Here is a 21211-nt window from a genome sequence, read left to right as displayed (position 1 = left end):
GCGCGATGTTGGACGCGCTGAACGGGAATTTCGCGCAATGACGGACGTCTCCACCGCGGAGCTGCGCGCGCTGGGCGCAGTTGCTGCAGCTCGCAATTTCCGTCGCGCCGCCCAGATGCTGGGACTGCCGCCTTCCTCGCTCAGCTATCTCGTCAGCAGCGTCGAAAGCCGCCTGGGCATTCGCATTTTCAACCGGACAACGCGCAGCGTTTCGCTCACGGAAGCGGGCGAACATTTCATTGAACGGCTCGTGCCTGCTCTCGCCGCAATCGATGCGGCCGTGGCAGACGTTCGCGACCTGCGGGATACGCCGTCCGGCCTGTTGAAAATCAACAGCGCGGAGGCGGGTGCGGAACATCTTCTTCCGATGATCCTAACCTATCTGGATCGTTATAAAGAGACGCGGGTCGAGGTGCGGATCGACGGTACGGCCGTGGATATCGTGAAGCAGGGATGCGATGCCGGAGTTCGACTGCGGGAGCATGTGCCGCTCGACATGGTGGCCATCCCGCTTACCGCCGAAGAACCAATGGTCGTGGTTGCGGCGCCGGCCTATCTCGCTGCGCATGGCAGGCCCGCAAGACCGGAGCAGCTTGCCGATCACAGCTGCATTCGCGCGCGGCTACCCGACGGTGCGGCGATCCGCTGGGACTTTGCGCACGAGGATTGCGAGGTTCGGATCGACGCCGACGCGCGCCTGACCGTCGGCAGTTCCCTTTTGGCGGCGCAGGCCGCCGTGCAGGGCGCCGGCCTTGCTTATCTCCCCCATCGGGCCGTCGCTCAGGCGTTGCAACGGGGTGAGCTGATCCAGATCCTGGGCAAATGGACACCCTCGGCCACCGGGCTAAGCCTTTATTATCCCCGTCAGAAGCTACCGTCCGCCGCCTTACGCACCTTCATTGCCCATATCCGCGCGCACGTCCGCTCCGCACGCCAATCGGCACGGCATGAGCGTCACGGCTGACCTTGGCCAGCGCGGCCCGACGTTGCTCGAAGGCGTCGCGTCGTAGAGCCTCCAGCACTGGATCGGCCAGCGGCGTCCAGCTCCTCCGCACCAGCGAGCGCAACCGCGCGACGAACGAACGGGGATGCCGCGCGACCCGCACTCCTCGCTCGGCATCAGCAATGCCGATCGCGCGGGCAACCCGCATCAAGCCCGGATCATGTTGGGGTGCGGGATCGATCAGCTCTTCGATCGATCCCGTCTCTGCGGCCATGCTCAGCAAGTCCATGGTCCTACTCCCACCGGCTCATGATCGAAGAAGTCGACCCGCAAGGAAACAGGCCCGATCACCTCGACGAAATGCGGCTCGTCGGGCCGCACCAGGCCCGGCGATTCTGGCGTCAGGAGGAGCGGCGGGCTGTCGTCCATGCGGTGATAGCGCAGCCGGCCTTCCAGGATCGTGATCACCCCCCAGACACCGCGCCGGGTACGATGCTCCTGCTGTAACGCCTTGGGCAGCGTTTCCGCCGTAAAGACGGGTGAGGATCGGTAGGGCAAGGATGGCGACCGCGAGCCCGCGCCGGGAATATGCCGCTCCACCCCAAACGGGCGCGCCCGCGTCCCGTCACGTCGTTCAAGCTCCTGCATGACACACCTCCTCCACAATTGCGTCAATGAACCGGAGGCGCCGTGCCTCCTTGCGGCAAGCCGTCGTGGGCGAAGAGGTTAGGGCGAGAGCGGGCCGGCGCTCGGCCGCCGATGGCCAGCCCAGGCCCCCGCCGATCAGCCTGATCCGGCCCAATTCGTCGCCGACGATCATCGGCGTTACGCCGCCATCAGTTCGTCGGCCGGACCGAAGAACTCATAATGAATGCGGTCGGTTGGAACGCCGGCCAGCGCCAGCCCACTGACGAACGACCGTAGGAACGGCTTTGGGCCGCACAGATAGACGTCCGCCTCGTGCAGCGGCGTCGTGCGAGCAAGCCAATCGACCGACACGAAGCCCTCGCCATCGTGCGATGCGCCAAGCTGATCGTGCGGCTGCGGTTGGCTGTAGAAGGTCGTGACGGAGATATTGCCATGGCCCTTCGCGAGCGTGCGGACATGCGCGTCCATCGCATGCGTGTCGCTGTTGACCGTGCCATGCACATAATGAGCTTCCAGATTGGAATGCTCGGCGGCGATCGCTTCCACCATGCTGACCATCGGTGTCAGCCCGACGCCACCCGAAAGCAGGATGACCGGTCGTTGCGGCGTCTCTTCCAGGAAGAAGTCGCCGGCGGGCGGGGTCGTCTCCAGCACATCCCCGACCTGGATCACGTCATGCAGAAAGCGCGATCCCCCCTGCCCATGCGTCTCCCGCTTCACCGAAATGCGATAATATTCACCGTTGGGCCCGCAAGAGATCGAGTAATTGCGTTTCAGCTCCGGCTGGCCTGCCGGCTTCAACTTGAAGGTCAGATATTGGCCGGCGCGATGGCGTAGAACCGGGCCGCCATCGACCGGGCGCAAGATGAAGGACGTGATGACGCTGCTTTCACGGATCTTCTCCGCCACGGCGAACCGCCGCCAGCCGGTCCATCCACCCTCCGCCTGCATGATCTCGTCGCGCAGCACGACCTCGCGTGCCTTCAATATGTCGGCCAGGAACCAATAGGCTTCCCCCCACGCAGTGAGCACCTCATCCGTCGCGGCTTCGCCCAGCACGTCCTTGATCGCCGCCAGCAGCGCGCTTGCGACATAGGGATAATGTTCGGGCAGGATGTGATAACCGACATGTTTGTAGGCGATCCGCTCGACCGTCGGCGCCAGCGCATTCAGATTCTCGATATTCTGCGCATAGGCGATCAGCGCCGCTGCCAGCGCATGGACCTGCGCGCCGCTCTCGCCCTGATTGGCGTGGTTGAACAGGGCGCGAATATGGTCCGTCTGGAAGAGCCGTCCATACATGGCCGTCGTGATGGCGGTGCCGTGCTGGGCAAGCGCGGGCGCGGTTGCCTTGACGAGTGCGATCGTCGCCGGGCTGAGTGGTTCGGTCATTATGGTCTCCCTTCGAAGGCTCAGGCGGCGGTGCGCCGATATTGAATGGCAAGCTGGAGGCTCTCGGCGATGCGCGCCGCCTTGGCCTGCATCGCGCGGGCGATGGGAAGCGGCAGCATTTCCTCAGTGGTCTGCCCCCACAATGTCAGCCAGCGCTCAAATGCGGCCGGCGTGAGCGACGGGGCGTGACGCAGATGCAGCGCGACCGGATTGCCCTTGTAGCGGCCGCTGGTGAGCATCACCGACGACCAGAAATCCGCCAGCCGGGCGTGGTGATCGTCCCAGTCGTGGACCGCGTCCTGAAAGACGGGTCCGAGCGCCGGATCGGCGCGCACCCGCTCGTAAAAGCGCTCGACCACCGGTCGGATCGCAGGTTCCTCAAGCTGTAGGCCTTGCATGCTCTGCTCCGAATCAATCATTCATTCATGATGAATCAATTAACACGGAAAAGATTCATAGCAAGTAGATCTTTTAGCTTGCACTGCCGCGAGAAAAGGATCATCGCGAATGCACCTTTGGCGACTCACCGCATTTCGCGGCCCGCATCGAGGGAGGAAAAGATGATTGAGCATGTGCCCGTCAGCATCGAACATCGTCGGCCGGAAAATCTCGGTGATCGGGTTGCCTTGGGCTTCACCAAGACGATGCGCTTCTTCGCCGACACTTTCTTCCGCGAGCGCCATGGCCATCGCGCGATCGTGATCGAGACGGTCGCTGCCGTGCCGGGCATGGTCGGCGCCACGCTGACCCATCTGCGCTGCCTGCGCCGGATGTGCGACGATAATGGCTGGATCCGCACCCTGATGGAGGAGGCGGAGAATGAGCGCATGCACCTGATGACGTTCGTCAAGGTGGCACAACCTAATCTGTTCGAACGCCTCCTGATCCTGCTGGTCCAGTGGGGCTTCTACTGTGCTTTCTTCGGCCTCTACCTGGTGGCGCCGCGGATCGCCCATCGCGTCGTCGGCTATTTCGAGGAAGAAGCTGTGATCAGCTACACCCACTTCCTCCAAGCGATTGACGCGGGCCGGATGCCCAACGGCCCGGCGCCGACCATCGCCTGCCATTATTGGAAGATGCCGCAGAGCGCGACACTGCGCGACGTCGTGCTGAAGGTGCGTGCGGATGAAGCGCACCATCGCGACGTGAACCACGGCTTCGCCGACGAGCTTGGTGGCAAAGAGCGGCTCAAGGCTGCGCCTTACCCCGATCACGCGACGGATCTGGCCGCGTGATCTTCCACGTCTTCTACCTGCAGGTGGCCCGGCCACGGCCGGGCCATGTCGCATCCAAGAAGCGTCCCGCCGCGCTTTCTGCTAAGCTGGCGCGATGCAGCTAACCCGCTATACCGATTATGCAATCCGTGTCCTGCTGCACGTAGGCGCGCGGGATGAAGGCAGCCTCTCCTCGATCGCGGAGATCGCGACCGTCTATGACATTTCCAAAAGCCATCTGATGAAGGTCGTGCAGGATCTTGGTCAGGCCGGATTCCTCGCGACTGTGCGCGGGCGTAATGGCGGCCTGAAGCTCGGTCGCGCCGCCGATCAGATCAGCATCGGCGCGATCGTCCGCCATACCGAGCAAGGGTTCGATCTCGTCGATTGCAGTTCCTGCGTGATCGCGCCGGCCTGCGGTCTGCCCAACATCCTCAACGAAGCGACGCGCGCCTTTCTGGATGTGCTCGACCGCTATACGCTGGCCGATGTGCTGAGCCGACGTGCCGATCTGCGCGGCCTGTTCGGGGGATTCCAGCCGCTCAAGAAGACGATCAAGCAGGTCGTGGCGGATGCCGATCTGGAGACCAGCACCGCCTGATCCGGGCGTGCGATCCGCCAGCCGCGTCGCGACCACGCGCAAGAACGCGCCGCTTCGCAACGGCGCGCTCCCATGTATTCGGCGACGCTGGGCGCGACCGCGCCCAGCCCGATCGCGTCAGGCGACCGTCAGGGTCACCTCGATATTGCCGCGCGTTGCGTGGCTATAGGGGCAGATCTGGTCGGCTTCGGCGACCAGCGCTTCCGCAGCCGCGCGATCGACGCCGGGCAGGTTGATCAAGAGCTGGACCGCAAGGCCAAAACCCTTGTCGTCGCGCGGGCCGATGCCGACGGTGGCGGTCACGCTCGTATCGTTCGGTACGCGGGGAAGCGCCTTGTCCTGCGACGCGGCATATTTCATCGCACCCAGGAAGCAGGCGCTGTAGCCGGCGGCGAACAGCTGCTCGGGATTATTGCCGTTACCGTCGCCGCCGAGCGCCTTCGGGGTCGCCAGCTTCACCTCCAGGCTGCCATCGCTGATAACGGCCCGACCATCGCGGCCGCCCGTTGCGGTCGCCTGTGCTTCATATGCTGCCTTGATCGCCATGATTTTTCTCCTTTGTCGTACACGATTGTATCGCGTGCGATCTTTATAGGTGGAGTCGAGGCAGGTTGCAAGCGTTGCGATTCTATCGCGTGCGATTTATATATGTGGGATGAAAAAGTCCGCCTCCTCAGCCGGCGCCCAAGGTCCCGCGGACATCGGGCTGGACCGGTTCTTGTGCTTCGCCGTCTATTCGACTGGGCTGGCCTTCAATCGTGTCTACAAGCCCCTGCTCGACCGCCTCGACCTCACCTATCCGCAATATCTGGCGATGGTGGCGCTGTGGCAGGAAGACGGGCAGACCGTGTCGCAGTTGGGCGAGAAGCTCTTCCTGGAATCGAACACGCTCACGCCCTTGATCAAGCGGCTGGAGGCCGCGGGCTATGTGAATCGCCGACGCGATACGAAGGATGAGCGCGTCGTCCGCGTCTCGCTCACCGATGCCGGCCGCGCGCTCGCGCAGCAGGCAGCATGCCTGCCCGAGCAGATTCTGCAAGCGACCGGGGTCAGCGAAGCGCAGTTGGGCGATATGCACGCCGCGCTGACAGCGCTGCGCACCAACCTGCAGGCCGCTACCACAGCCGGGGCCTGACGGCGTCAGGCGGCGTCCGCCTCCGGGCGTCGCGCCAGCCAGCGCAGGATCTCGTCGCGATGCTCGTCCAGCCGCGGCGGCGCGTCGAGCGACGCCGGCGGGATCGACGCGGCGGCGAAGCCACGTCCCATGATCTGGACATCCGCGCGATCCGGCAGCCCCTCGATCCGTACCGGGATGGTGGAGTCGCGCCCTGCCGATGCCGCAAGTTCGGCCGCTTCGCTGACATTTCGAACCATTCCGCACGGAATGCCGGCGGCGCTCATCGCCTGCTCCCATTCGGCCGCACTCCGCTTGCCCAGCTCCGCGCTCAGCTCCGCCTGCACCGCGGCTGCGTTAGCGCGTCGAGCTTCGGGATCTGAGAAGCGCGGGTTGTCGAGCCAGTCAGGCCGGCCGAGCAGCCGGGCCAGCAGCACGAATTGATGCTGCTGAACGACGCCCAGGGACATCATGCGGCCATCCCCCGCGGTGAACAGCGCCGAGGTAGGCTGGCCGCTATAGCCCGTATTGCCGGTCCGCTCGAGCGCTTTGCCGGTGACGAGATAGGGCACGACCGCGGACGCCATGAACGACAGGCTGGCATCGAACATCGCCACATCGAGATGATCGCCCTCGCCGGTCCGTTCCCGCCGCAACAGCGCGCCCAGGATCGCATAGGCAGCGGTCTGCCCGGTCAGCGTATCGACCACGGGGAAGCCGACCCGCATCGGCGGATCGCCGGGATCGCCCCCCAGACTCATCATGCCGCTCGTCGCCTGGACGATATTGTCGATCGCCGGCCAGTCCCGCAGCGGCCCCGTCTGGCCGTAGCCGGAGATCGAGCAATAGACGATATCGGGCCGCAGCTCGCGCACCGCCTGATAGCCCAGCTGCAGTCGGTCGATCACGCCGGGGCGGAAATTCTCGACCAGCACGTCGCAGCGCGCCACGATGCTGCGCGCCAGATCGCGCTGTTCGGGGTCTTTCAGATCCAGCGCGATCGATTTCTTGCCGGCATTCACCGCGATGAAGGCCGGCGCCATGCCGTCATAGCGCCGATCCGCGCCGTAATTGCGCATGGCGTCGCCAATGCCGGGCACCTCGATCTTGATGACCTCGGCGCCCATCAGGCGCAGCAGATGCGTCGCATAAGGCCCCGCCATGACATGGCTGAAGTCCGCAATTGTAATTCCCTCAAGCGGCAGCGCCACGGTCAAGCTCCCCCACATTCTATGCTGCCATCCGCCTTCACGCCGCGTCGCGCGGCATGAAACGCGGCCATTCCATCGATTCCATAGGCGCTGAGCGACCGCGCATTGCGTTCGGCATCGCGCAGATACAGCGCGTCGAAGCGCGCTTGTTCGGCCCTGGGCATGGGAAGGACGGTCACTTTGGCCTTTCGGGCCGTCTCGAGACCTAGCTTTCCAGCCTGCTCATTCTCGTGTGCCAGCGCCGCTTCCCACACCGGAACGCCATCCAGCAGGACTTTTTGCGCCTCCGGAGACAGGCTTTTCCATCGCCGGCTGCTCATAACGCGCGCCGGATAGGCCCCGCGCGGCACCTCCAAAGCGGTAAAATAATGGGCGACTTCGGCGAAATGGAGCGACCCGAACGTGTCCGGCGGCGCGATAACGCCGTCCAAAACGCCCTTCGCCAACGCCGAATACACCTCTCCCATCGGCATATTGACCGGGTCCGCCCCCAGTTCGCGTAGCACGCTGATCAGCTCGCTGGGCGCCCGCAACCGCAACCCTTTCAAGTCGGCGAGCGTGCGGACCGGGCGATTGCGCGTGACGATGCCGGGCAGAATGCCGCCCTGGACCGCCAGCACTTCCAGCCCCGCGAGCTCTTTCGCATATTCCGGGCTGGCGCGCGTCATGCATCGGTACAGCGCAACCTGCGACTGCGGCGTCTTGGCGCCACTGTAAAAGCCGGATTGGACGCGGATCAGATGTGCCCCGCCGCGCGCGTAGATCGGCGTGACCAGCCCGACATCGGCGATGCCGTGGCGCAATTCTTCCATCGACTGATCGGACGACAGCAGCGAACCCGACCAGATCGGCCGCACCTTGATGCGGCCACCGGAGCGTTGCTCGACGAACGCCATCCAAGTCTTGTCGGCCCGGCTGAACGGGTGCGTCGGGCTGTACGGGCTGGCATAGACGAGCTCGGTCACGCCTTCCGGCGCGGGGCGCGCGCAGCCGGCCAGCAGAAGGCAGGCAAGCAGGACGCGGCGTGTCATGCGCGCCCGGCCTGCTGCAGGAAATCCTGCACCAGACCGACCATGCGATCATGGTTCCAGCTTTTGGCGTCGACCATGTCGGCATCCAGCGCCAGCACCGGCACGCCGGCGTCCTGCAGGGCAAGCCGCGTCAACGTCGTGCCTGACTGGGACAGGCGATTGTCGGGCGGCACCAGCATGACGGCCGCATCGATGCCGCAGCGTTCCGCCTCGCTCACCATCCAGCCATTCATCCACGGCGGCAGATGCAGCACCTCGTTCATCGAACAGATGCGGCTGGCGAGCGCGTCGATCGGCCGATCGTGCAACTCGCGGATATATTGCGGCCCGGCGAACGGCATATACATCGACCAGACGAACACCGCGCCCAGCCGTTCTTCGAGCGCCTGATAGAAGCCGGGATCGTGCCACACGCCGGCGCCGATCCACATCAGCCGCACGCGCTCATTCGATGAAACGCCGATGCCTGCTGCGACCCTCTCGGCCACCTCATCGCGGAACCTTTTGGCATGCGCCACCGCCCAGTCGGAGCCGCGATGCCATTGCGGAATCATCGTGTTCGGCATTTGGTCGGCTATCGAAACCGGGCAGGGTCGCGCCGCGCCGATCATCTCGGCGGCTTCCGCAATATAGCCTTCCTGTTCGTTGATCCGCTCCATCAGGTGGCGGAACTTGGCCTCGTCGAAGCGGCGCCCGGTCTTGCGTTCCAGCAAGGCGATCAGGTCGCGCATCTCCTCGATCATCAGGCTGATGCGATCGGGCTGGTACACCTCCTCCCACCGGTCGCGCGAGCGGGTGAACCAATCCGGTTCCTTATGCTCCCAGGCAGGTGCCTCAATGGGAAAGAAATCGGTATCGAGCGCATCCGCCCACTGCCCGAAGACATGCTGGATACAGTCGCAGGTCAGGCGCGCGACCAATGCGGTCGGCCGCGGCAGCCCTCCCCAGGGGGCGGTGGCGGGATCGTTAGCGAGCGTGCAGGCAAGGCCGAGCGAGCAATATTTGCAGCTATTGGCCGGATAGCCGCGCGCGACCATCTGCTCGAAATAGCGGCTCGAAAGCTGCTTGGCGGAGATATAGGCCGACCACCATTGGTTCGTGATGAGCGGGATATCCATCGCATGGAATATCTCATGCGGCGTATCCGCCTGGGCGACCACGAACGGCTCACCTTCATCGACCACGCGGCGCTTCAGATCGGCGGCAAAGGCCTTCTGATAGGCACTGGCGGCCGCCGTGCAGGCCAGATCCTTGCGGCTGCGCTGGCCGGTTTCGACGCTCATTTAAACAATCCCAATGCGTCCAGGGCTTCGAACCGCTCGGCGCTCAGCCCGGCAATATCCCGCGCGATCCGTTCGGAATGCTCGCCGATACCCGGCGCGCGGAACGGCGCCATCCCATCGCGTGACAGGCGGATCGGCGTTGCGACGTGGGCGAACGGCCCCAGATGCGGATGATCGAGCGTCACGAGCGCGGCGCGCGCGGCGATCTGCGGATCATGTTCCAGAAGGTCTTCAATGTCCTGCACCGCTGCCGCGGCGAGCCCCTCGGCCTGCAGCTGCGCCGCCAGGATGTGATCCTGCTGCGTACGCGTCCAGGCGGCCAGATCGGCTGTTCCGGCCAAGCGCATCAAGCGATCCAACTCCGCCTGATCCCGAATACTGATGGCGATCCAGCGATCTTCACCCGCCGCAGGCAGCACATCCTGGTAGAACCAGGCCGCATCGGCATTGCCTGTGCGCTGCGGCGGCGGCCCCGACTGGGCCGCATGGATTGCATCCGCCATCTGCTGGACGCAGATTTCATACATGGAGGCATCGACATGGCAGCCGCGGCCGTCTTGCCGCCGGCGCTCTAGCGCTGCGGCAGCGGTCGCCGCCATGGCATAGGGGACGATCACGTCGCCATAGGGCACGGCGCCCGGCACGACCGGATCGCGGTCCGCCCAGCCGGTCAGGAAGGTGCGTGACGACAGCGCCCCGCCGGTACCGTCCACGCCCCATTCCTGCGCGAGCGGCCCAGTCTGCCCGTAGACACTGCCGGACACCATGATGATCGACGGATTGCGCGCGGACAAAGCCGCATAGCCAAGCCCAAGCTTGTCCATCGTGCCCGGCGAGAAATTCTCCACGACGATGTCGGCCCAGTCGATCAGCGGATCGAGCAATTCGCGCGCTTCGGGCCTTTTCAGGTCCAGCGCGAGACTGCGCTTGGACGTGTTCAGATGCGCAAACCATGGCTTGTCGTCGAAATTGCCGGGACGCGAGGCAGCGACCTGCACGTCTAGGCGCGATAGACAGGGCCGGCCGCGGCTTTCGACCTTGATCACCTCCGCGCCCAGATCGCCGAGCGTCTTGGTGGTGATCGATCCGACCAGCGCCCACGAGAAATCCAGCACGCGGACGCCCGCAAGCGGCCCGGTGCGGGACATCTGCCGGTCGCCCTGATCCGCAGCGCCGGATGTCCCGCTTTCCTGCAGTCGCACGAACCGACCAGGCAGCTTCTCGCCCTGATCGATCGACCAGAAATTGCGCGCCTCCAGATGCGGGTCGGCAAGCACATCGGCGGGTTCCGCCACCACGCAGGCGTTGATCCCGCGGCGGCGCCCTTCGCCAGCGATCTCCGCCTTGGTGCGGGTGCGGAAGAAACGCTCGATCGCCTCTTCCCAACCGGCCCGCACGGCGGGATCCAGCGTCGAGCGGTTATAGGACAGCCAATCGACACCCTGCAGCGGATTGGGCAGGCCGGCTTCGTCGATCCAGTCGGACAAGGCCTGATTAGCAGGGGCGCCAAACCGGCCTGTCATCAGCGAATGGAAACACCAGCCATCCGCCAGCGGCCAGATGCACCGCACGGTCGCCCGCCCATAATTGAGCGCGCCGCCGACGCGGTGCAGCTTGCGCCGGTCGAACTGCCAGACAAGGATGCCGTTGACGTTCCGGCTGAGTGCGACCTGCTGGATCGAAATATCGACATGCTGCCCCAAGCTGTGACGCCCCCGCGCATGATGCGCCGCCATTGCGCCGGCGGCGCCCGCCATGTCCGCATGGAAGGTGCAGGCATTCAGCGCCTCCTTGACTGGCGCCCGATCGGGCAGGCCGGTCAGGCGCAGCGCGCCACCCATGGCCGAGGCGATGAGTTCGTTGCCGCGCCACAGGCTGCGCGGGCCGCCGCTGCCGAAGGGCGAGACGGAGACGTGGATCAATTGGCCGAGATCCTCTTCCGTAAGCGGCCAGCCTGCGGCGGCCAACTGATCCAGGCCGAGGTCGTCGATCAGGAACGCGCAATCGCGCGCCGTCGCCGCCCCCTGCGCGTCGCAGGCGACCGGCACGATGGTAGCGCCGAGCGACGCCAGATAGCGCGCGAGCGGACGGCCGATCATCCCCGGCAGCGCCGCGACTTTTTGATCCGCGAGCAAGGTCATGCCGCCACTCTCGCGAGCCAATCCGCGATCTCGCGGGCAGCGCCATCCTGCGCATCCCAGCGCCGGCGGGTGAGGACCAGCATGGGAATGCCGGCCTCCGCCATCGTCGCGACCTGCGACGGGATATGCCAGACCATCGATTCCTCCTGTTCGATCAGCCACAGGATCACGGCATCGGCCCGTGCCTGATGCGCAGCGCCCAGCAGCGCTGCGGCCGGATCGTCGAAACTGCGCGCGTTGAAACGGGCGGCACGGGCATGGCGCCCGACCGCGTCGAACGGGTCGCTTGCGTCCGCAATCGGCGCACCGAGCCGGTCGAGCGACCGCTCGTGCGCCTCCCCCGAAACATGCCAGCCCGCATCCTCGGCCGCCGCGTGCAGGCGATCATCGGGCGGCGCGGTGCCCGCCAGCAGCACTCGCTTGCGCGGACCTGACTGATGCTCGGTGACGTCGATCGACGCGCCTTCCAGTGGCGCGAAGAGCGCCGCCCGGGCGATCCGCTCATAACGCCTGCCGCTGCCCGCCCGCGTCTGCGCCAATCGCGCGAAGAGGCTGCGGCGCCGGTTGGCGATGGCGATGCCACCTGCAAGATCCTGTTCCGTCACCGCCAACCGCGCGGCCAGCTTGCGCGTGGCGAGGATCGAATGGGCGAGGCTGCTGTCGCGGCGGATGCGCGCGATGTCGAAGATCAAAGGCGCCGGCCCGCCGATGACGCCGCGGCGCTGCAGCTCGGTAACGTAATAATAGAGGCGCTGCGCGCTATCCTCTCCGCGAGAGAAGATGACATGCTCCAGGAAATCGAAATCGCCCGCCGCCCATTGTTCCAGGATGGACCGCGCCCATGGCGCAAAGCCTGCCTCAAGCCACATGTCCGCCCGCCGGGTCGGCCGATCGGCGTCCCAGGGCAGATGCAAGGCGAACCGACCGGACGCCGCCAGCAGGTCTTCCGGAACATCCAGGCCGACATAGCCGATCGCCCGCGGCGCGGCGCGGGCGGCGGCGAGCGGATCGGCCAGCGTCCGATCCACCAGGGTATCGAGTGTCATCATCGGGCGAGCAAATCCGGCAGGAACATCACGGATGCCGGCACCATGATGATCAGCAACAGGTGGAACAGATCGGCGATCAGGAAGGGCACGACGCCGCGGAAGATGCGGCTTAACGGCACGTCGGGCGCGATGCCGTGGATGACATACAGGTTCATGCCGATCGGCGGGTGAACGAAACCGATCTCCATCGCGCGCACCAGGAAGATGCCGAACCAGATCGGCGACAGATGCAGCCCGACCACGATCGGCAGCAGGATCGGTGTGGTCAACAGCATCAGGGCGAGACCGTCGAGCACCGATCCGAGCACCAACAGGATGGCGGCGATCGCCAGCATCGTGACGGTCGGCCCGGCATGAAGGCCTTCGAGGAAAGCGCCGATCGCGCCGGTGATGCCGGTGATGCTGATGAACACGGAGAACATCAGCGCGCCGACGATGATCAGCGTGATCATGCCGCTGGTGCGCAGCGTTTCTTCCAGCGCCTTGAACAGGCTGTGGCGGTTCAGCCGGCCGCGGCGGAGCGAGATGAGAAGCGCGCCGACGCAGCCGATCGAGGCGGCTTCGGACGGCGTGAACCAGCCGAGCGCGATGCCCGAGATCATCACGACGATCAGCAACAGCAGATCGGTGACCCGGGCGATACCCTGGAAGCGCGCACGCCAGCTGGCGCGCGGCGTCGGCGGGGCGGTTTCCGGCCTGAACCGCACCAGGATCGCAATCGCACCCATATAGAGCAGCATCTGCGTCAGTGCAGGCAGCAAAGCCGCCGTGAAGAGGGTGCCGATCGACTGCTCGGCAATGATGCCGAACACGATCAGCGCGCCGGACGGGGGAATGAGCGGCCCCAGCGTGCCGCCCGCCGCCAGCGTGCCGGTCGCGAGGCTGTCCGAATAGCCGCGCGAGCGCATCTCGGGCAGCGCCACCAGGCCCACGGTCGCGGCCGTCGCCAAGCTCGATCCGTTGACCGCGCCGAAGGTCGCGCAGCCGCCAATCGAGGCCAAGGCGAGGCCGCCGCGGCGGTGACCGAGCAGGCGCGCCGCCGCATCGAACAGATCGCGGCTGGCATCCGCCGAGAAGCAGAGATGCGCCACCAGCAAAAACAGCGGCAGCGTGCCGAGTTCGTAGCGCGTCATCGTGTCGAAGATGACGACGCCGGCCTTGATCAGCCCTGGCTCCATTCCGAGCACGAGGATTGTGCCGCCGACGCCGACAATGCCCAACGCAACGCCGATCGGAACGCCCAGGGCCAGCATCATGAACAGGATCAGGATGCCGGCCATGCCGGTGGGTGGCGCCGCCATCATGCGCGGCGGCTCCCGATGGCCTGCCAGGCGAACAGGAGGGCGCAGGCGAGCAAGGCGGCGAGGCTGATCAACCGCAAGGGCGCGAACGGCACATGCAGCAATTCGCTTTCTTCATGACCGCCCCACATGTCGATCGCAATCCAGGCGCTGCCCCCGAGAAAGAGCAGAAAGAGCAGGACACCGCATATCTGCCCGATCCGCTCGACCCAGATCTTGGTGCCGGGCTGCAGCCGATCGACCAGCAGGTGGACGACCGCGTGGCGTCGCGCCAAGGTCGCGATCACCAACGCGGCAGAGGAGGCAACGAGCACGGTCGCCTGCACGATCTCAATCGATCCCAGCAGCGGGTGGCCGACATGGCGGCCGATCACCGCCAGGGCATCGGTGGCGACCGCCAGCAGCAAAGCCGCCCCGCCGACGATGACGAGAGCGCGGTAGATGCCGGACGATTCAGGCATATTCATGCGAACACCAGCATCTCTCCCCGATCGGCCAGATGGACGGGCGGCAGTCCGGCGCGCGCGGTGATGGCTTCGACATAGCGGCCGATCCGGACGCGCTGGCCGGCATCCGCCGCAACCGGGCGACCCGGCGCCTCGACATGGACGGGGACTATCCCTGCGTGCACGCGGCCATCCGCGTGCCACAGCAAGCGGCCCATCATCGCGTTCACCGCCTCCGGATGGAAGGGCGCCAAGGTGAAGGCCGGATCGGGCTCGAAGCCGAACATCGCCTTGCGGCGCCGCGCCCATTCGGCGCGCGCCGGATGATCCTGGTCGGGGCTCAATGCCTGCGTGACGACGCATCCATTGCCCAGGCCGTGGAAGATCGGCTTGCCGCGATAAAGCTCCAGCCCCTTCACGATATGCGCGTGATGGCCGAACACCACGTCCGCGCCGGCATCGATCGCGGCATGGGAGACGGCGCGTTCATAGGGCGCAAGCTGCGCCGGCACATGGACCAGGCCCTTGTGGAGCGAGACGATCACCAGATCGGCCATGCGGCGCGCGGCAGCGACGTCTTCCTTCAGAATGGCGTCTGCCGCCGGCATCATCCGTTCGAGCGGCGCCGTCGGCCGGATCGGGCTTCCATCGGCCGTCGCGATCGGCAGATAGGCGAAGCCGGGCGTGTCGGCGCCGGCCCAGCCAATATCCGGGCCTACGCAATTGTAGCTGAGCAGCGCCACCGTCCGCGCGCCGGCCTGCAGGCGCGCGGGCGCGCGGGCCGCGGCAAGCGACATCCCTGCCCCGGCATGGGCGATGCCCAGGCGATCGAGCGTCGCGATCGTGTCGGCAATTCCGACGGGGCCGCAGTCGGAGATATGGTTGCCGGCCATGCTGACCGCGTCGATCCCGGCGCGGGCGGCCGCCGCCAGATTTTCCGGGGGGGCGCCGGGCGCGGGGACATCGCCCTGCATTTCCGTACCGCGATCGCTATGCGGCACTTCCAGATGTGCCACCACCAGATCGGCGCTCTTCAGGATCGGGGCAATCCCGCCCAGCCAATGATCGGCATCCGGCACGTCGAGGATCAGGTCGCCCAGCAGCAGGATCGACACCGCGCCATTGTTGACAATGTCTTCCCTCATCCGCGACATTGGTGGGCCATCCCCCGCGACGAGAGTTGATCTAGCCCCAAATGCCGCAGCCGACGAAATCCGTGAAAACCGGCAGCGTACCGACCGCGGTCCGGGATGTGGCGGAATGGCTGCGCGAACGGATCCGGATAGGCCGTTTCGTGCCCGGCCAGCGGCTGGTGGAAGCGGACATCACCCGCGACACGAGCGCCAGCCGCAGCAAGGTGCGCGAAGCGCTGCAGCGGCTGGAAGCGGAAGGCCTTGTCCAGATCGAGGAATTTCGCGGCGCGTCGGTTCGGCAGGTCACGCTGGACGAGGTGCGCCAGATCTACAGCGCGCGGATGGTGCTGGAAGGGCTTGCCGCGGCCGAATTCGCCGCACGCGGCAGCGTTGCCGACAAGCAGGCGCTGAGCGACATCCAGCGTGAGCTGGATCAGATCGCCCATCTTGGCGATCATGAGCGGTTCGCGGTGCTGAACGCCAATTGGCACAAGGCGATCGTCGACGGCGGCGGCAATGATTATGTCCGCCACTTCCTGACGCGGCTGACCGTTCCGATCTACCGCCTGCTCTTTTCCACCTTCTACAATGCCCAGCGGATCGATTCCGCCAATGCGGATCATCGCCGCATCACCGCCGCGATCGTGGAAGGGCGTGCGGCCGAGGCCGAGCAGGCGATGCGCGACCACATCGCCGCCGGCTTTTCGGCGCTGTCGGAAATCGACTCCCACTTCCACGATTGATCGCAACGCCACGTACATAGTTTCCGATCAGAAGGATTTGCGCAGGCTGATCGCGAAGGCGCGGCCCACCGGATTTGAGGCGGTTGCGTCATAACCGCCATTGCCGTTCCCGCCCGGCGCGAGGTTCACGTAAGGCGGGTCGATATCGAACAGATTGCGCACTTCGAAGCCGATCTGGATCCCGCTTTTGACGAAGTCGCGTGACGTGCGATCGCCGACCTGGACGGCGAAGCTCAGATCCACCGGCGTATAGCTTTTGACGTTCTGGCCGCCGGGAATCGACGTGTTGCGATAGCCGCCGACATGGGTGACGGTCGCCTGCGCATCGAACGGCCCCTTCTGCCACGCCAGGCTGCCGCGCGCCTTGAACTTGAGCGGATTGAAGATGGTGTTGCGCAAGCTCACCAGCGGGCCATTGGGCGTGATCGCCACCACGTAGCGCAGCACATAGGTTCCGCCGACGTTCAACGCGAAATCGCCCATCGTGTCGGTCGGCAAATTGTAATTGGCCTGGAAATCGATGCCGCGTGTGATCGACTTGCCCAGATTGTTGTTGCGCCCATCGACATAGAGCGTGACGTTGGCCGGGCTGCCGCCGGGGAAGGCCCCGCCCGCCAGCGCGATGCCGTCGGCCACCGCCTGCTGCACGCGCGCGGCTGCCGCCGCATCGCGCAGGATGATATTGGTTCCGGTGAATTGCGCTTCCCGATTGAGGATCGCGAGATCGGACAGATAGGCGTTGACCTGGTTGACGTAGCGCACATTCCAGTACGTGGCGCTCAGCCGCAGCCGCGAGAAAGGCTGCACGTCCATGCCGGCGGACCAGGTGGTCGCGGTTTCGGGCTTCAGATCCAGATTGGCGCCCGACTGGGCGACGCCGATCAGCGGTGCGCCGCCGGTCGGATTCTGATAGCTCTGGACGTAGAGATTGTTGGAATTACCATAGATTTGCGAAATCAGCGGCGCGCGGAAGGACGTGCCGTAACTGCCGCGGATGGTGACGTCCCGGATCGGCGACCAGTTGACACCGAACTTGGGATTGGTGGTCCTGCCGACATCGCTATAGCGATCGTGACGGATGGCGGCGTCCAGCTCCAGCTTGTGGAAGCCGGGGATGGCGTTGGCGGCGCCGAAGATCGGCACGAGCAGTTCGGCGTAGCCTGAATCGACCCGGCGGCTGAAATGCCGATAGGTCAGCGGCACCGTCGGATTGCCGCGCGCCACGCCGAGCGCCACATCCATCTCCTGCCCTTCATAGCCGGCCGCGATCTTCACCGGGCCCCCGGGCAGTTCGAACAAGGTGCCGTTGATGCGCGCCTCATAGCCTTTGAAGGTGTTGAGCGTCGGCGCCAGGAAGATCTGGTTGCCCAGGGCCGCAAGAACGGCCGGCGACGTGCGGCCCAGGCCATAAGGATCGAAGGCGGTGGCGGGATTGCTGCTGGCGAGCGCCGCCGTCAGCGCGGCATTGTTGAGGCCGCCCGTCTGGTTCGATTCGTCATGACCCTTGCCATAGGTGAAAATGGCTTCGGCCTGGAAATCGTGCGGCAGCTTGATCCGCACGCCCGGCGTCACTTCCCAGCTGCGCGTATAGCCGGTGGTGGTGTTGCGCGGCAAATCGTTCCTGAAATTATAGCCGAGCGTGTAATTGGATCCGGTGAAGCCGGCCGGGCGCACGAAGAAGGCGTTGGTGCTCGGCACGGTCAGCGTCGCGTTGGCGAAAGCCGGATTAATCGCGAAGCGCCGCTTGCTGTAGAAACCGTCGCCGAAGACGGTCAGCCAGCTGGTCAGATCCTGCGAGAAGGTCGCGTTGACCGAATCATATTCCTGGCGCGGAAAGAGATCCTGGCCGATCAGATCGTCGCACTTGTTGCTGGTGCCGGCGACGAGCGATCCGGCCGTCGCTTGGGTCACGCCGCCCGCGGGAATAGCATAGGTCGTGCCCGCGGCGGTGATCGTGCCGGGGCTGCAGCGCGTCACCCGATAATCATTGCCGCCAAACGGCCGCTGATCGGAGGTGAAGAAGGAGCGATCCTGGCCGCTCAACGCCGAGCGGAAGACATGTTCGTACGCAACCATGACCTGGCCGCCGGTCCAGCGATGTCCGACTGCAGCGCCGACCTGATATTCGCGGAATGCGCCATCTGCGGAAATGCCGTAGCGCGCCATCGCGTCCACGCCTTCCAGCGCACGGCGCGGGATCAGGTTGACCACGCCGGCCACTGCGTCCGATCCGTAGATGGCGGAGGCACCATCGGCGACGACCTCGACACGCTCGACGCCCAGCGATGGCAAGACCGAGGGATCGAAGCTGCGGCTGTTAGTGATGGTGCGGTGCCCGTCGACCAGGATCAGCGTGGCATAGGGCCCGATGCCCCGCAGATTGACCGAATTGCCGTACGTATTGTTGCCGCTGCCGCCCGATTGGCCGCGCGAATTTTCGCTGACGCCCAGATCGAAGACCTGCGGAATCTCCTTGATGACGCGGTCGATCGTGACCGCGCCGGAGGCCGTGATCTGATCGCGGCCGAGCGAGATGACCGGGGAGCCGACCGGCGCTTCGCCGCGGACACGGCTGCCCGTGACGACGATCTCGGCATCCTGGGCATCGTTGGAGGTGACCGCGATCGCGCCGGCGGTGAGCGAAGGCGGCTCGGTCGCCTGGGCGGCGAGTGTGGCGGGCATGAAAGCGATGGACGCGGCGCACCCCAGCAGGGCCGCATGGCGCGCATTCCGAATATGGTCGGTCACCTTTCAGTCTCTCCCCATTTATATCTTGGGCCATTTATCTTTGGGGTGAGTAGATCGATTGTCCGCAAGATTGTCAACAATGTTGTCGATGACTAGGGTAAGGCCTTCGGTGATACGAGCGGCACGTCGATATGGCTGGCGGATCCCCGGACGATCGTGATGCGCGGCGCCGGATCGACCTTGATCTGGGCAAGGTTGCGCTGGCGATGATCGGCCCCGGCAATCGCCAATCGCAGGCGATGCCCGGCGGGGATCAGACGTGCCGTAGGCGTGAGGGCCAAGCGGAGCGTGACCGGCTGGCCGGGCGTGATCGGCGCGACGTCCGCCGCCCGGCCCGAATGCCATGGCAAGCCCAATGTGTCGTAAGGCGCAGGGGATTCCTTGCGGTGGGAGGCGGCTAGGCGACCGAAAGCCACGACCTCCGCCTTTCCATCCGGCGCCACGTCTTCCAGATAACCGAAGACGTTCACGTCGTTGCGGTCGGCCGCGACCGCGACATTGAGGATGGCGGAGCCGACCAGCGTCTGGTCGGCGGGAAGCGGCGCGGTCGTGTAGGTCAGCCCATGCTTGTCCATCGGATCGACCCAGAAGGCGAAATAATCGGCCGATCCGACATCATAATCGACCTGGAACCTGTCCTGTCCCTGCCCCGCCGGGTGCGGCATGAGCATGCCGTCATTCACCGAGGCGGCCGAACCGCTGCGACGATCGTCCAGATAGAAGGCCGTCCGCGGCACGCCGACGCCCGGCAGGACGTTGGTGCGATGCCACTCCTGCCCCTTTGGCGCATTGACCACCCACATCGTCACACGCGGTTCGCGGTCGATGCCGTTGTCGATGCCTTTCAGATGGTGATCGAAATAGCGCCGCACTTCCCCGGACAGATCATAATTGGGCGGCGGCACGCAGTGCGATCCCGGCCCCAGCAGCAGCTTGCCGTTGAGATTGGCGGCCAAAGCGATAACCTGCTGGGTCGGCTCATCCTGCCAATTGCCCCAAAAATAGGTGGCGATGCCGGAGCGGCGGATCTTGTCGAGATAGGTGTAAGGCCCAACCTCTTCCCAGAAGCGATTGCCGGTCAGCGGAGAGATGCTGTCGCGATAGGGCATGCCGTACCAGAGCGACGCCATCGGCGTGTTGGCGGCATGTTGTGCGACCGCCGCCTTCAACATGCTGCCGTCGCGATCCTCGTCCATGGGCAAGGTAGCGAGATCGACCGAGGCCGGCTCGTCGGGCCGCGTGTTGAACTGCGCCGTGATGCCGCCGCGCCGTACGAAATCATATTTGTCGAGGTCGGACGCGCCGGTGAAGATCGCCTTGAGCGCGGGCGGCGTGGTGGATGCGACCTGTAGCGTCGTCCCGCCGAGATAGGAGCAGCCGACCATGCCGACCTTGCCGGTCGACCAGGGCTGCTTCGCCAGCCATTGGACCAGATCGCGTCCGTCCAGCGCCTCGGTCCGGTCCTGGAAGCCACGCCGGTGGCCGAAGGAGGCGCCCTTGCCGCGGATGTCCGCCACCGCGACGACATAGCCGTGATCCGTCAGGCCTTTCAGGCCGAGCTGCTCCGACAGGCCGGTTTCGACGATCTTGCCTTTGTCGTCGCGATAGCGCGCGCGATAGGGCGTGAAGACGAAGATGACCGGGTAGCGGGTCGCCACCGCCTGATTGCCGACCGCCGGGCGATAGATGCTGACCGCCAGTCTGGTGCCGTCGCGCACCTTCACGTAGCGGGAGGTGGCGACATAATCGCGATACGGTGCGGGCGCATCGGGCGCGGCGGCAAGGCTGGTCGGCAGGATGGCCGCCAGCGCCAGACAGGCAGCCCATTGCATACGAACCGCCCTGGTTCGTGCCCGCACCTTGCCCATCCATCCGCTCCCTTATCGATTGTCGGAGTTATTGTTGACAATCCGGGAGTGTCAAGGGCGGTCGGGCACCCTGCCCTATAAAGTCACGCCGCGTTTCCAGATGGCGATCTCGCGTTCGCCGTTCCGCTCGGCCGCGGTTGCGTCACCCGACGCGACCCGCATGATCCGATCCAGCAACCGCGCCGCGGCCGCATCCATGCCGTTGTCCAGCACTTGGCCCGCATCGAAATCGATCCAGCCGGGTTTGCGGGCGGCAAGATCGCTGTTGGACGCGATCTTGATGGTGGGAACCGGAAAGCCGAGCGGCGTCCCCCGCCCGGTGGTGAACAGGATGGCGGTCGCGCC

General features: G+C 65.5%; 20 protein-coding genes and 1 pseudogene. 5 read left to right on the top strand and 16 right to left on the bottom strand.

What is annotated here, in order from left to right:
• Positions 1–37: 37 nt before the first annotated feature.
• Positions 38–964, top strand: a complete 927-nt coding sequence (locus ACOJSI_RS14045; protein WP_420138919.1) for a LysR substrate-binding domain-containing protein — start codon at positions 38–40, stop codon at positions 962–964.
• Here ACOJSI_RS14045 and ACOJSI_RS14040 read toward each other — a convergent pair.
• The 4 genes from ACOJSI_RS14040 to ACOJSI_RS14025 all read right to left on the bottom strand — a co-directional run bounded on the left by ACOJSI_RS14040 (position 897) and on the right by ACOJSI_RS14025 (position 3381).
• Positions 897–1232, bottom strand: a complete 336-nt coding sequence (locus ACOJSI_RS14040) for a hypothetical protein (RefSeq protein WP_420138918.1) — start codon at positions 1230–1232, stop codon at positions 897–899. The two genes, ACOJSI_RS14045 and ACOJSI_RS14040, sit on opposite strands and share 68 nt — an antisense overlap.
• Positions 1220–1591, bottom strand: coding sequence for a DUF1971 domain-containing protein (locus ACOJSI_RS14035; protein WP_420138917.1), 372 nt, complete (start codon positions 1589–1591; stop codon positions 1220–1222). Before ACOJSI_RS14035 ends, ACOJSI_RS14040 begins: the two co-directional genes overlap by 13 nt.
• A gap of 177 nt (positions 1592–1768) precedes the next feature.
• Entirely contained in the window at positions 1769–2983 is a 1215-nt protein-coding gene (gene hmpA, locus ACOJSI_RS14030; protein ID WP_420138916.1) for an NO-inducible flavohemoprotein, read from the bottom strand.
• A 20-nt stretch (positions 2984–3003) separates the two neighbouring features.
• A complete protein-coding gene (locus tag ACOJSI_RS14025) occupies positions 3004–3381 on the bottom strand; it encodes a group III truncated hemoglobin (protein WP_420138915.1) in 378 nt (125 codons plus the stop codon).
• Positions 3382–3543: 162 nt separating this feature from the next.
• Here ACOJSI_RS14025 and ACOJSI_RS14020 point away from each other — a divergent pair, with 162 nt between their 5' ends.
• Together ACOJSI_RS14020 and ACOJSI_RS14015 are read left to right on the top strand one after the other, a co-directional pair.
• A complete protein-coding gene (locus tag ACOJSI_RS14020; protein WP_420138914.1) occupies positions 3544–4218 on the top strand; it encodes an alternative oxidase in 675 nt (224 codons plus the stop codon).
• 94 nt (positions 4219–4312) lie between these two features.
• Complete coding sequence (locus ACOJSI_RS14015; protein ID WP_420138913.1) at positions 4313–4798, top strand: Rrf2 family transcriptional regulator; 486 nt, start codon at positions 4313–4315, stop codon at positions 4796–4798.
• A 117-nt stretch (positions 4799–4915) separates the two neighbouring features.
• On the opposite strand, the gene ACOJSI_RS14010 is transcribed toward ACOJSI_RS14015, so the two are convergent.
• Positions 4916–5344 (bottom strand): organic hydroperoxide resistance protein, encoded by a 429-nt coding sequence (locus ACOJSI_RS14010; protein WP_420138912.1) that lies wholly within the window; start codon positions 5342–5344, stop codon positions 4916–4918.
• A gap of 109 nt (positions 5345–5453) precedes the next feature.
• On the opposite strand from ACOJSI_RS14010, the gene ACOJSI_RS14005 reads away from it, so the two are divergent.
• Positions 5454–5933 (top strand): MarR family winged helix-turn-helix transcriptional regulator, encoded by a 480-nt coding sequence (locus ACOJSI_RS14005; RefSeq protein ID WP_420138911.1) that lies wholly within the window; start codon positions 5454–5456, stop codon positions 5931–5933.
• Between the two features lie 5 nt (positions 5934–5938).
• Here the strand turns inward: ACOJSI_RS14005 and ACOJSI_RS14000 are convergent, their stop codons facing one another.
• Genes ACOJSI_RS14000 through ACOJSI_RS13965 form a run of 8 tightly spaced genes read right to left on the bottom strand, consistent with a single transcriptional unit; the run spans position 5939 to position 15519 of the window.
• Positions 5939–7123: a CaiB/BaiF CoA transferase family protein gene (locus tag ACOJSI_RS14000; RefSeq protein WP_420138910.1), complete on the bottom strand. Its 1185-nt coding sequence runs from the start codon at positions 7121–7123 to the stop codon at positions 5939–5941.
• Positions 7124–7125: 2 nt separating this feature from the next.
• Entirely contained in the window at positions 7126–8154 is a 1029-nt protein-coding gene (gene dctP / locus ACOJSI_RS13995; protein WP_420138909.1) for a TRAP transporter substrate-binding protein DctP, read from the bottom strand.
• Positions 8151–9437: a 2-hydroxyacyl-CoA dehydratase subunit D gene (locus ACOJSI_RS13990; RefSeq protein ID WP_420138908.1), complete on the bottom strand. Its 1287-nt coding sequence runs from the start codon at positions 9435–9437 to the stop codon at positions 8151–8153. The genes dctP and ACOJSI_RS13990 overlap by 4 nt, the downstream gene beginning before the upstream one ends.
• Complete coding sequence (locus ACOJSI_RS13985) at positions 9434–11578, bottom strand: CoA transferase (protein ID WP_420138907.1); 2145 nt, start codon at positions 11576–11578, stop codon at positions 9434–9436. Before ACOJSI_RS13985 ends, ACOJSI_RS13990 begins: the two co-directional genes overlap by 4 nt.
• Complete coding sequence (locus tag ACOJSI_RS13980) at positions 11575–12627, bottom strand: 2-hydroxyacyl-CoA dehydratase (RefSeq protein WP_420138906.1); 1053 nt, start codon at positions 12625–12627, stop codon at positions 11575–11577. The genes ACOJSI_RS13985 and ACOJSI_RS13980 overlap by 4 nt, the downstream gene beginning before the upstream one ends.
• Positions 12624–13931, bottom strand: a complete 1308-nt coding sequence (locus ACOJSI_RS13975; protein WP_420138905.1) for a TRAP transporter large permease — start codon at positions 13929–13931, stop codon at positions 12624–12626. The genes ACOJSI_RS13980 and ACOJSI_RS13975 overlap by 4 nt, the downstream gene beginning before the upstream one ends.
• Complete coding sequence (locus ACOJSI_RS13970) at positions 13928–14389, bottom strand: TRAP transporter small permease (protein ID WP_420138904.1); 462 nt, start codon at positions 14387–14389, stop codon at positions 13928–13930. Before ACOJSI_RS13970 ends, ACOJSI_RS13975 begins: the two co-directional genes overlap by 4 nt.
• 2 nt (positions 14390–14391) lie before the next feature.
• Positions 14392–15519: a CapA family protein gene (locus tag ACOJSI_RS13965; RefSeq protein WP_420138903.1), complete on the bottom strand. Its 1128-nt coding sequence runs from the start codon at positions 15517–15519 to the stop codon at positions 14392–14394.
• A gap of 50 nt (positions 15520–15569) precedes the next feature.
• On the opposite strand from ACOJSI_RS13965, the gene ACOJSI_RS13960 reads away from it, so the two are divergent.
• On the top strand, positions 15570–16250 hold the full coding sequence (locus tag ACOJSI_RS13960; RefSeq protein WP_420138902.1) for a GntR family transcriptional regulator: 681 nt from the start codon (positions 15570–15572) through the stop codon (positions 16248–16250).
• 27 nt (positions 16251–16277) lie between these two features.
• Here ACOJSI_RS13960 and ACOJSI_RS13955 read toward each other — a convergent pair whose 3' ends face one another.
• The 3 genes and pseudogenes from ACOJSI_RS13955 to ACOJSI_RS13945 all read right to left on the bottom strand — a co-directional run.
• Positions 16278–18998, bottom strand: a complete 2721-nt coding sequence (locus ACOJSI_RS13955; protein ID WP_420138901.1) for a TonB-dependent receptor domain-containing protein — start codon at positions 18996–18998, stop codon at positions 16278–16280.
• A 92-nt stretch (positions 18999–19090) separates the two neighbouring features.
• Positions 19091–20830, bottom strand: a complete 1740-nt coding sequence (locus tag ACOJSI_RS13950) for a CocE/NonD family hydrolase (RefSeq protein ID WP_420138900.1) — start codon at positions 20828–20830, stop codon at positions 19091–19093.
• Positions 20831–20941: 111 nt separating this feature from the next.
• A pseudogene (locus tag ACOJSI_RS13945) lies at positions 20942–21211 on the bottom strand (altronate dehydratase); the annotation flags it as partial.

Source organism: Sphingomonas sp., from assembly GCF_048595155.1.
In the GTDB taxonomy this organism is placed as follows: domain Bacteria; phylum Pseudomonadota; class Alphaproteobacteria; order Sphingomonadales; family Sphingomonadaceae; genus Sphingomonas_I.
The sequence above is the reverse complement of the archived record's forward strand: the minus strand, read 5'-3'. Positions and strand labels throughout refer to the sequence as shown.

Bases quoted from the DNA above. Each gene is read 5' to 3' on its own strand.
- ACOJSI_RS13975 (WP_420138905.1), bottom strand. From the start codon at position 13,931: ATGATGGCGGCGCCACCCACCGGCATGGCCGGCATCCTGATCCTGTTC.
- ACOJSI_RS13960 (WP_420138902.1), top strand. From the start codon at position 15,570: ATGCCGCAGCCGACGAAATCCGTGAAAACCGGCAGCGTACCGACCGCG.
- ACOJSI_RS14025 (WP_420138915.1), bottom strand. From the start codon at position 3,381: ATGCAAGGCCTACAGCTTGAGGAACCTGCGATCCGACCGGTGGTCGAG.
- hmpA (WP_420138916.1), bottom strand. From the start codon at position 2,983: ATGACCGAACCACTCAGCCCGGCGACGATCGCACTCGTCAAGGCAACC.
- ACOJSI_RS14015 (WP_420138913.1), top strand. From the start codon at position 4,313: ATGCAGCTAACCCGCTATACCGATTATGCAATCCGTGTCCTGCTGCAC.
- ACOJSI_RS14035 (WP_420138917.1), bottom strand. From the start codon at position 1,591: ATGCAGGAGCTTGAACGACGTGACGGGACGCGGGCGCGCCCGTTTGGG.
- ACOJSI_RS14020 (WP_420138914.1), top strand. From the start codon at position 3,544: ATGATTGAGCATGTGCCCGTCAGCATCGAACATCGTCGGCCGGAAAAT.
- ACOJSI_RS13950 (WP_420138900.1), bottom strand. From the start codon at position 20,830: ATGCAATGGGCTGCCTGTCTGGCGCTGGCGGCCATCCTGCCGACCAGC.
- ACOJSI_RS13990 (WP_420138908.1), bottom strand. From the start codon at position 9,437: ATGAGCGTCGAAACCGGCCAGCGCAGCCGCAAGGATCTGGCCTGCACG.
- ACOJSI_RS14040 (WP_420138918.1), bottom strand. From the start codon at position 1,232: ATGGACTTGCTGAGCATGGCCGCAGAGACGGGATCGATCGAAGAGCTG.
- dctP (WP_420138909.1), bottom strand. From the start codon at position 8,154: ATGACACGCCGCGTCCTGCTTGCCTGCCTTCTGCTGGCCGGCTGCGCG.
- ACOJSI_RS13985 (WP_420138907.1), bottom strand. From the start codon at position 11,578: ATGACCTTGCTCGCGGATCAAAAAGTCGCGGCGCTGCCGGGGATGATC.
- ACOJSI_RS13965 (WP_420138903.1), bottom strand. From the start codon at position 15,519: ATGAGGGAAGACATTGTCAACAATGGCGCGGTGTCGATCCTGCTGCTG.
- ACOJSI_RS14045 (WP_420138919.1), top strand. From the start codon at position 38: ATGACGGACGTCTCCACCGCGGAGCTGCGCGCGCTGGGCGCAGTTGCT.
- ACOJSI_RS14005 (WP_420138911.1), top strand. From the start codon at position 5,454: ATGAAAAAGTCCGCCTCCTCAGCCGGCGCCCAAGGTCCCGCGGACATC.
- ACOJSI_RS14010 (WP_420138912.1), bottom strand. From the start codon at position 5,344: ATGGCGATCAAGGCAGCATATGAAGCACAGGCGACCGCAACGGGCGGC.
- ACOJSI_RS13970 (WP_420138904.1), bottom strand. From the start codon at position 14,389: ATGCCTGAATCGTCCGGCATCTACCGCGCTCTCGTCATCGTCGGCGGG.
- ACOJSI_RS13980 (WP_420138906.1), bottom strand. From the start codon at position 12,627: ATGATGACACTCGATACCCTGGTGGATCGGACGCTGGCCGATCCGCTC.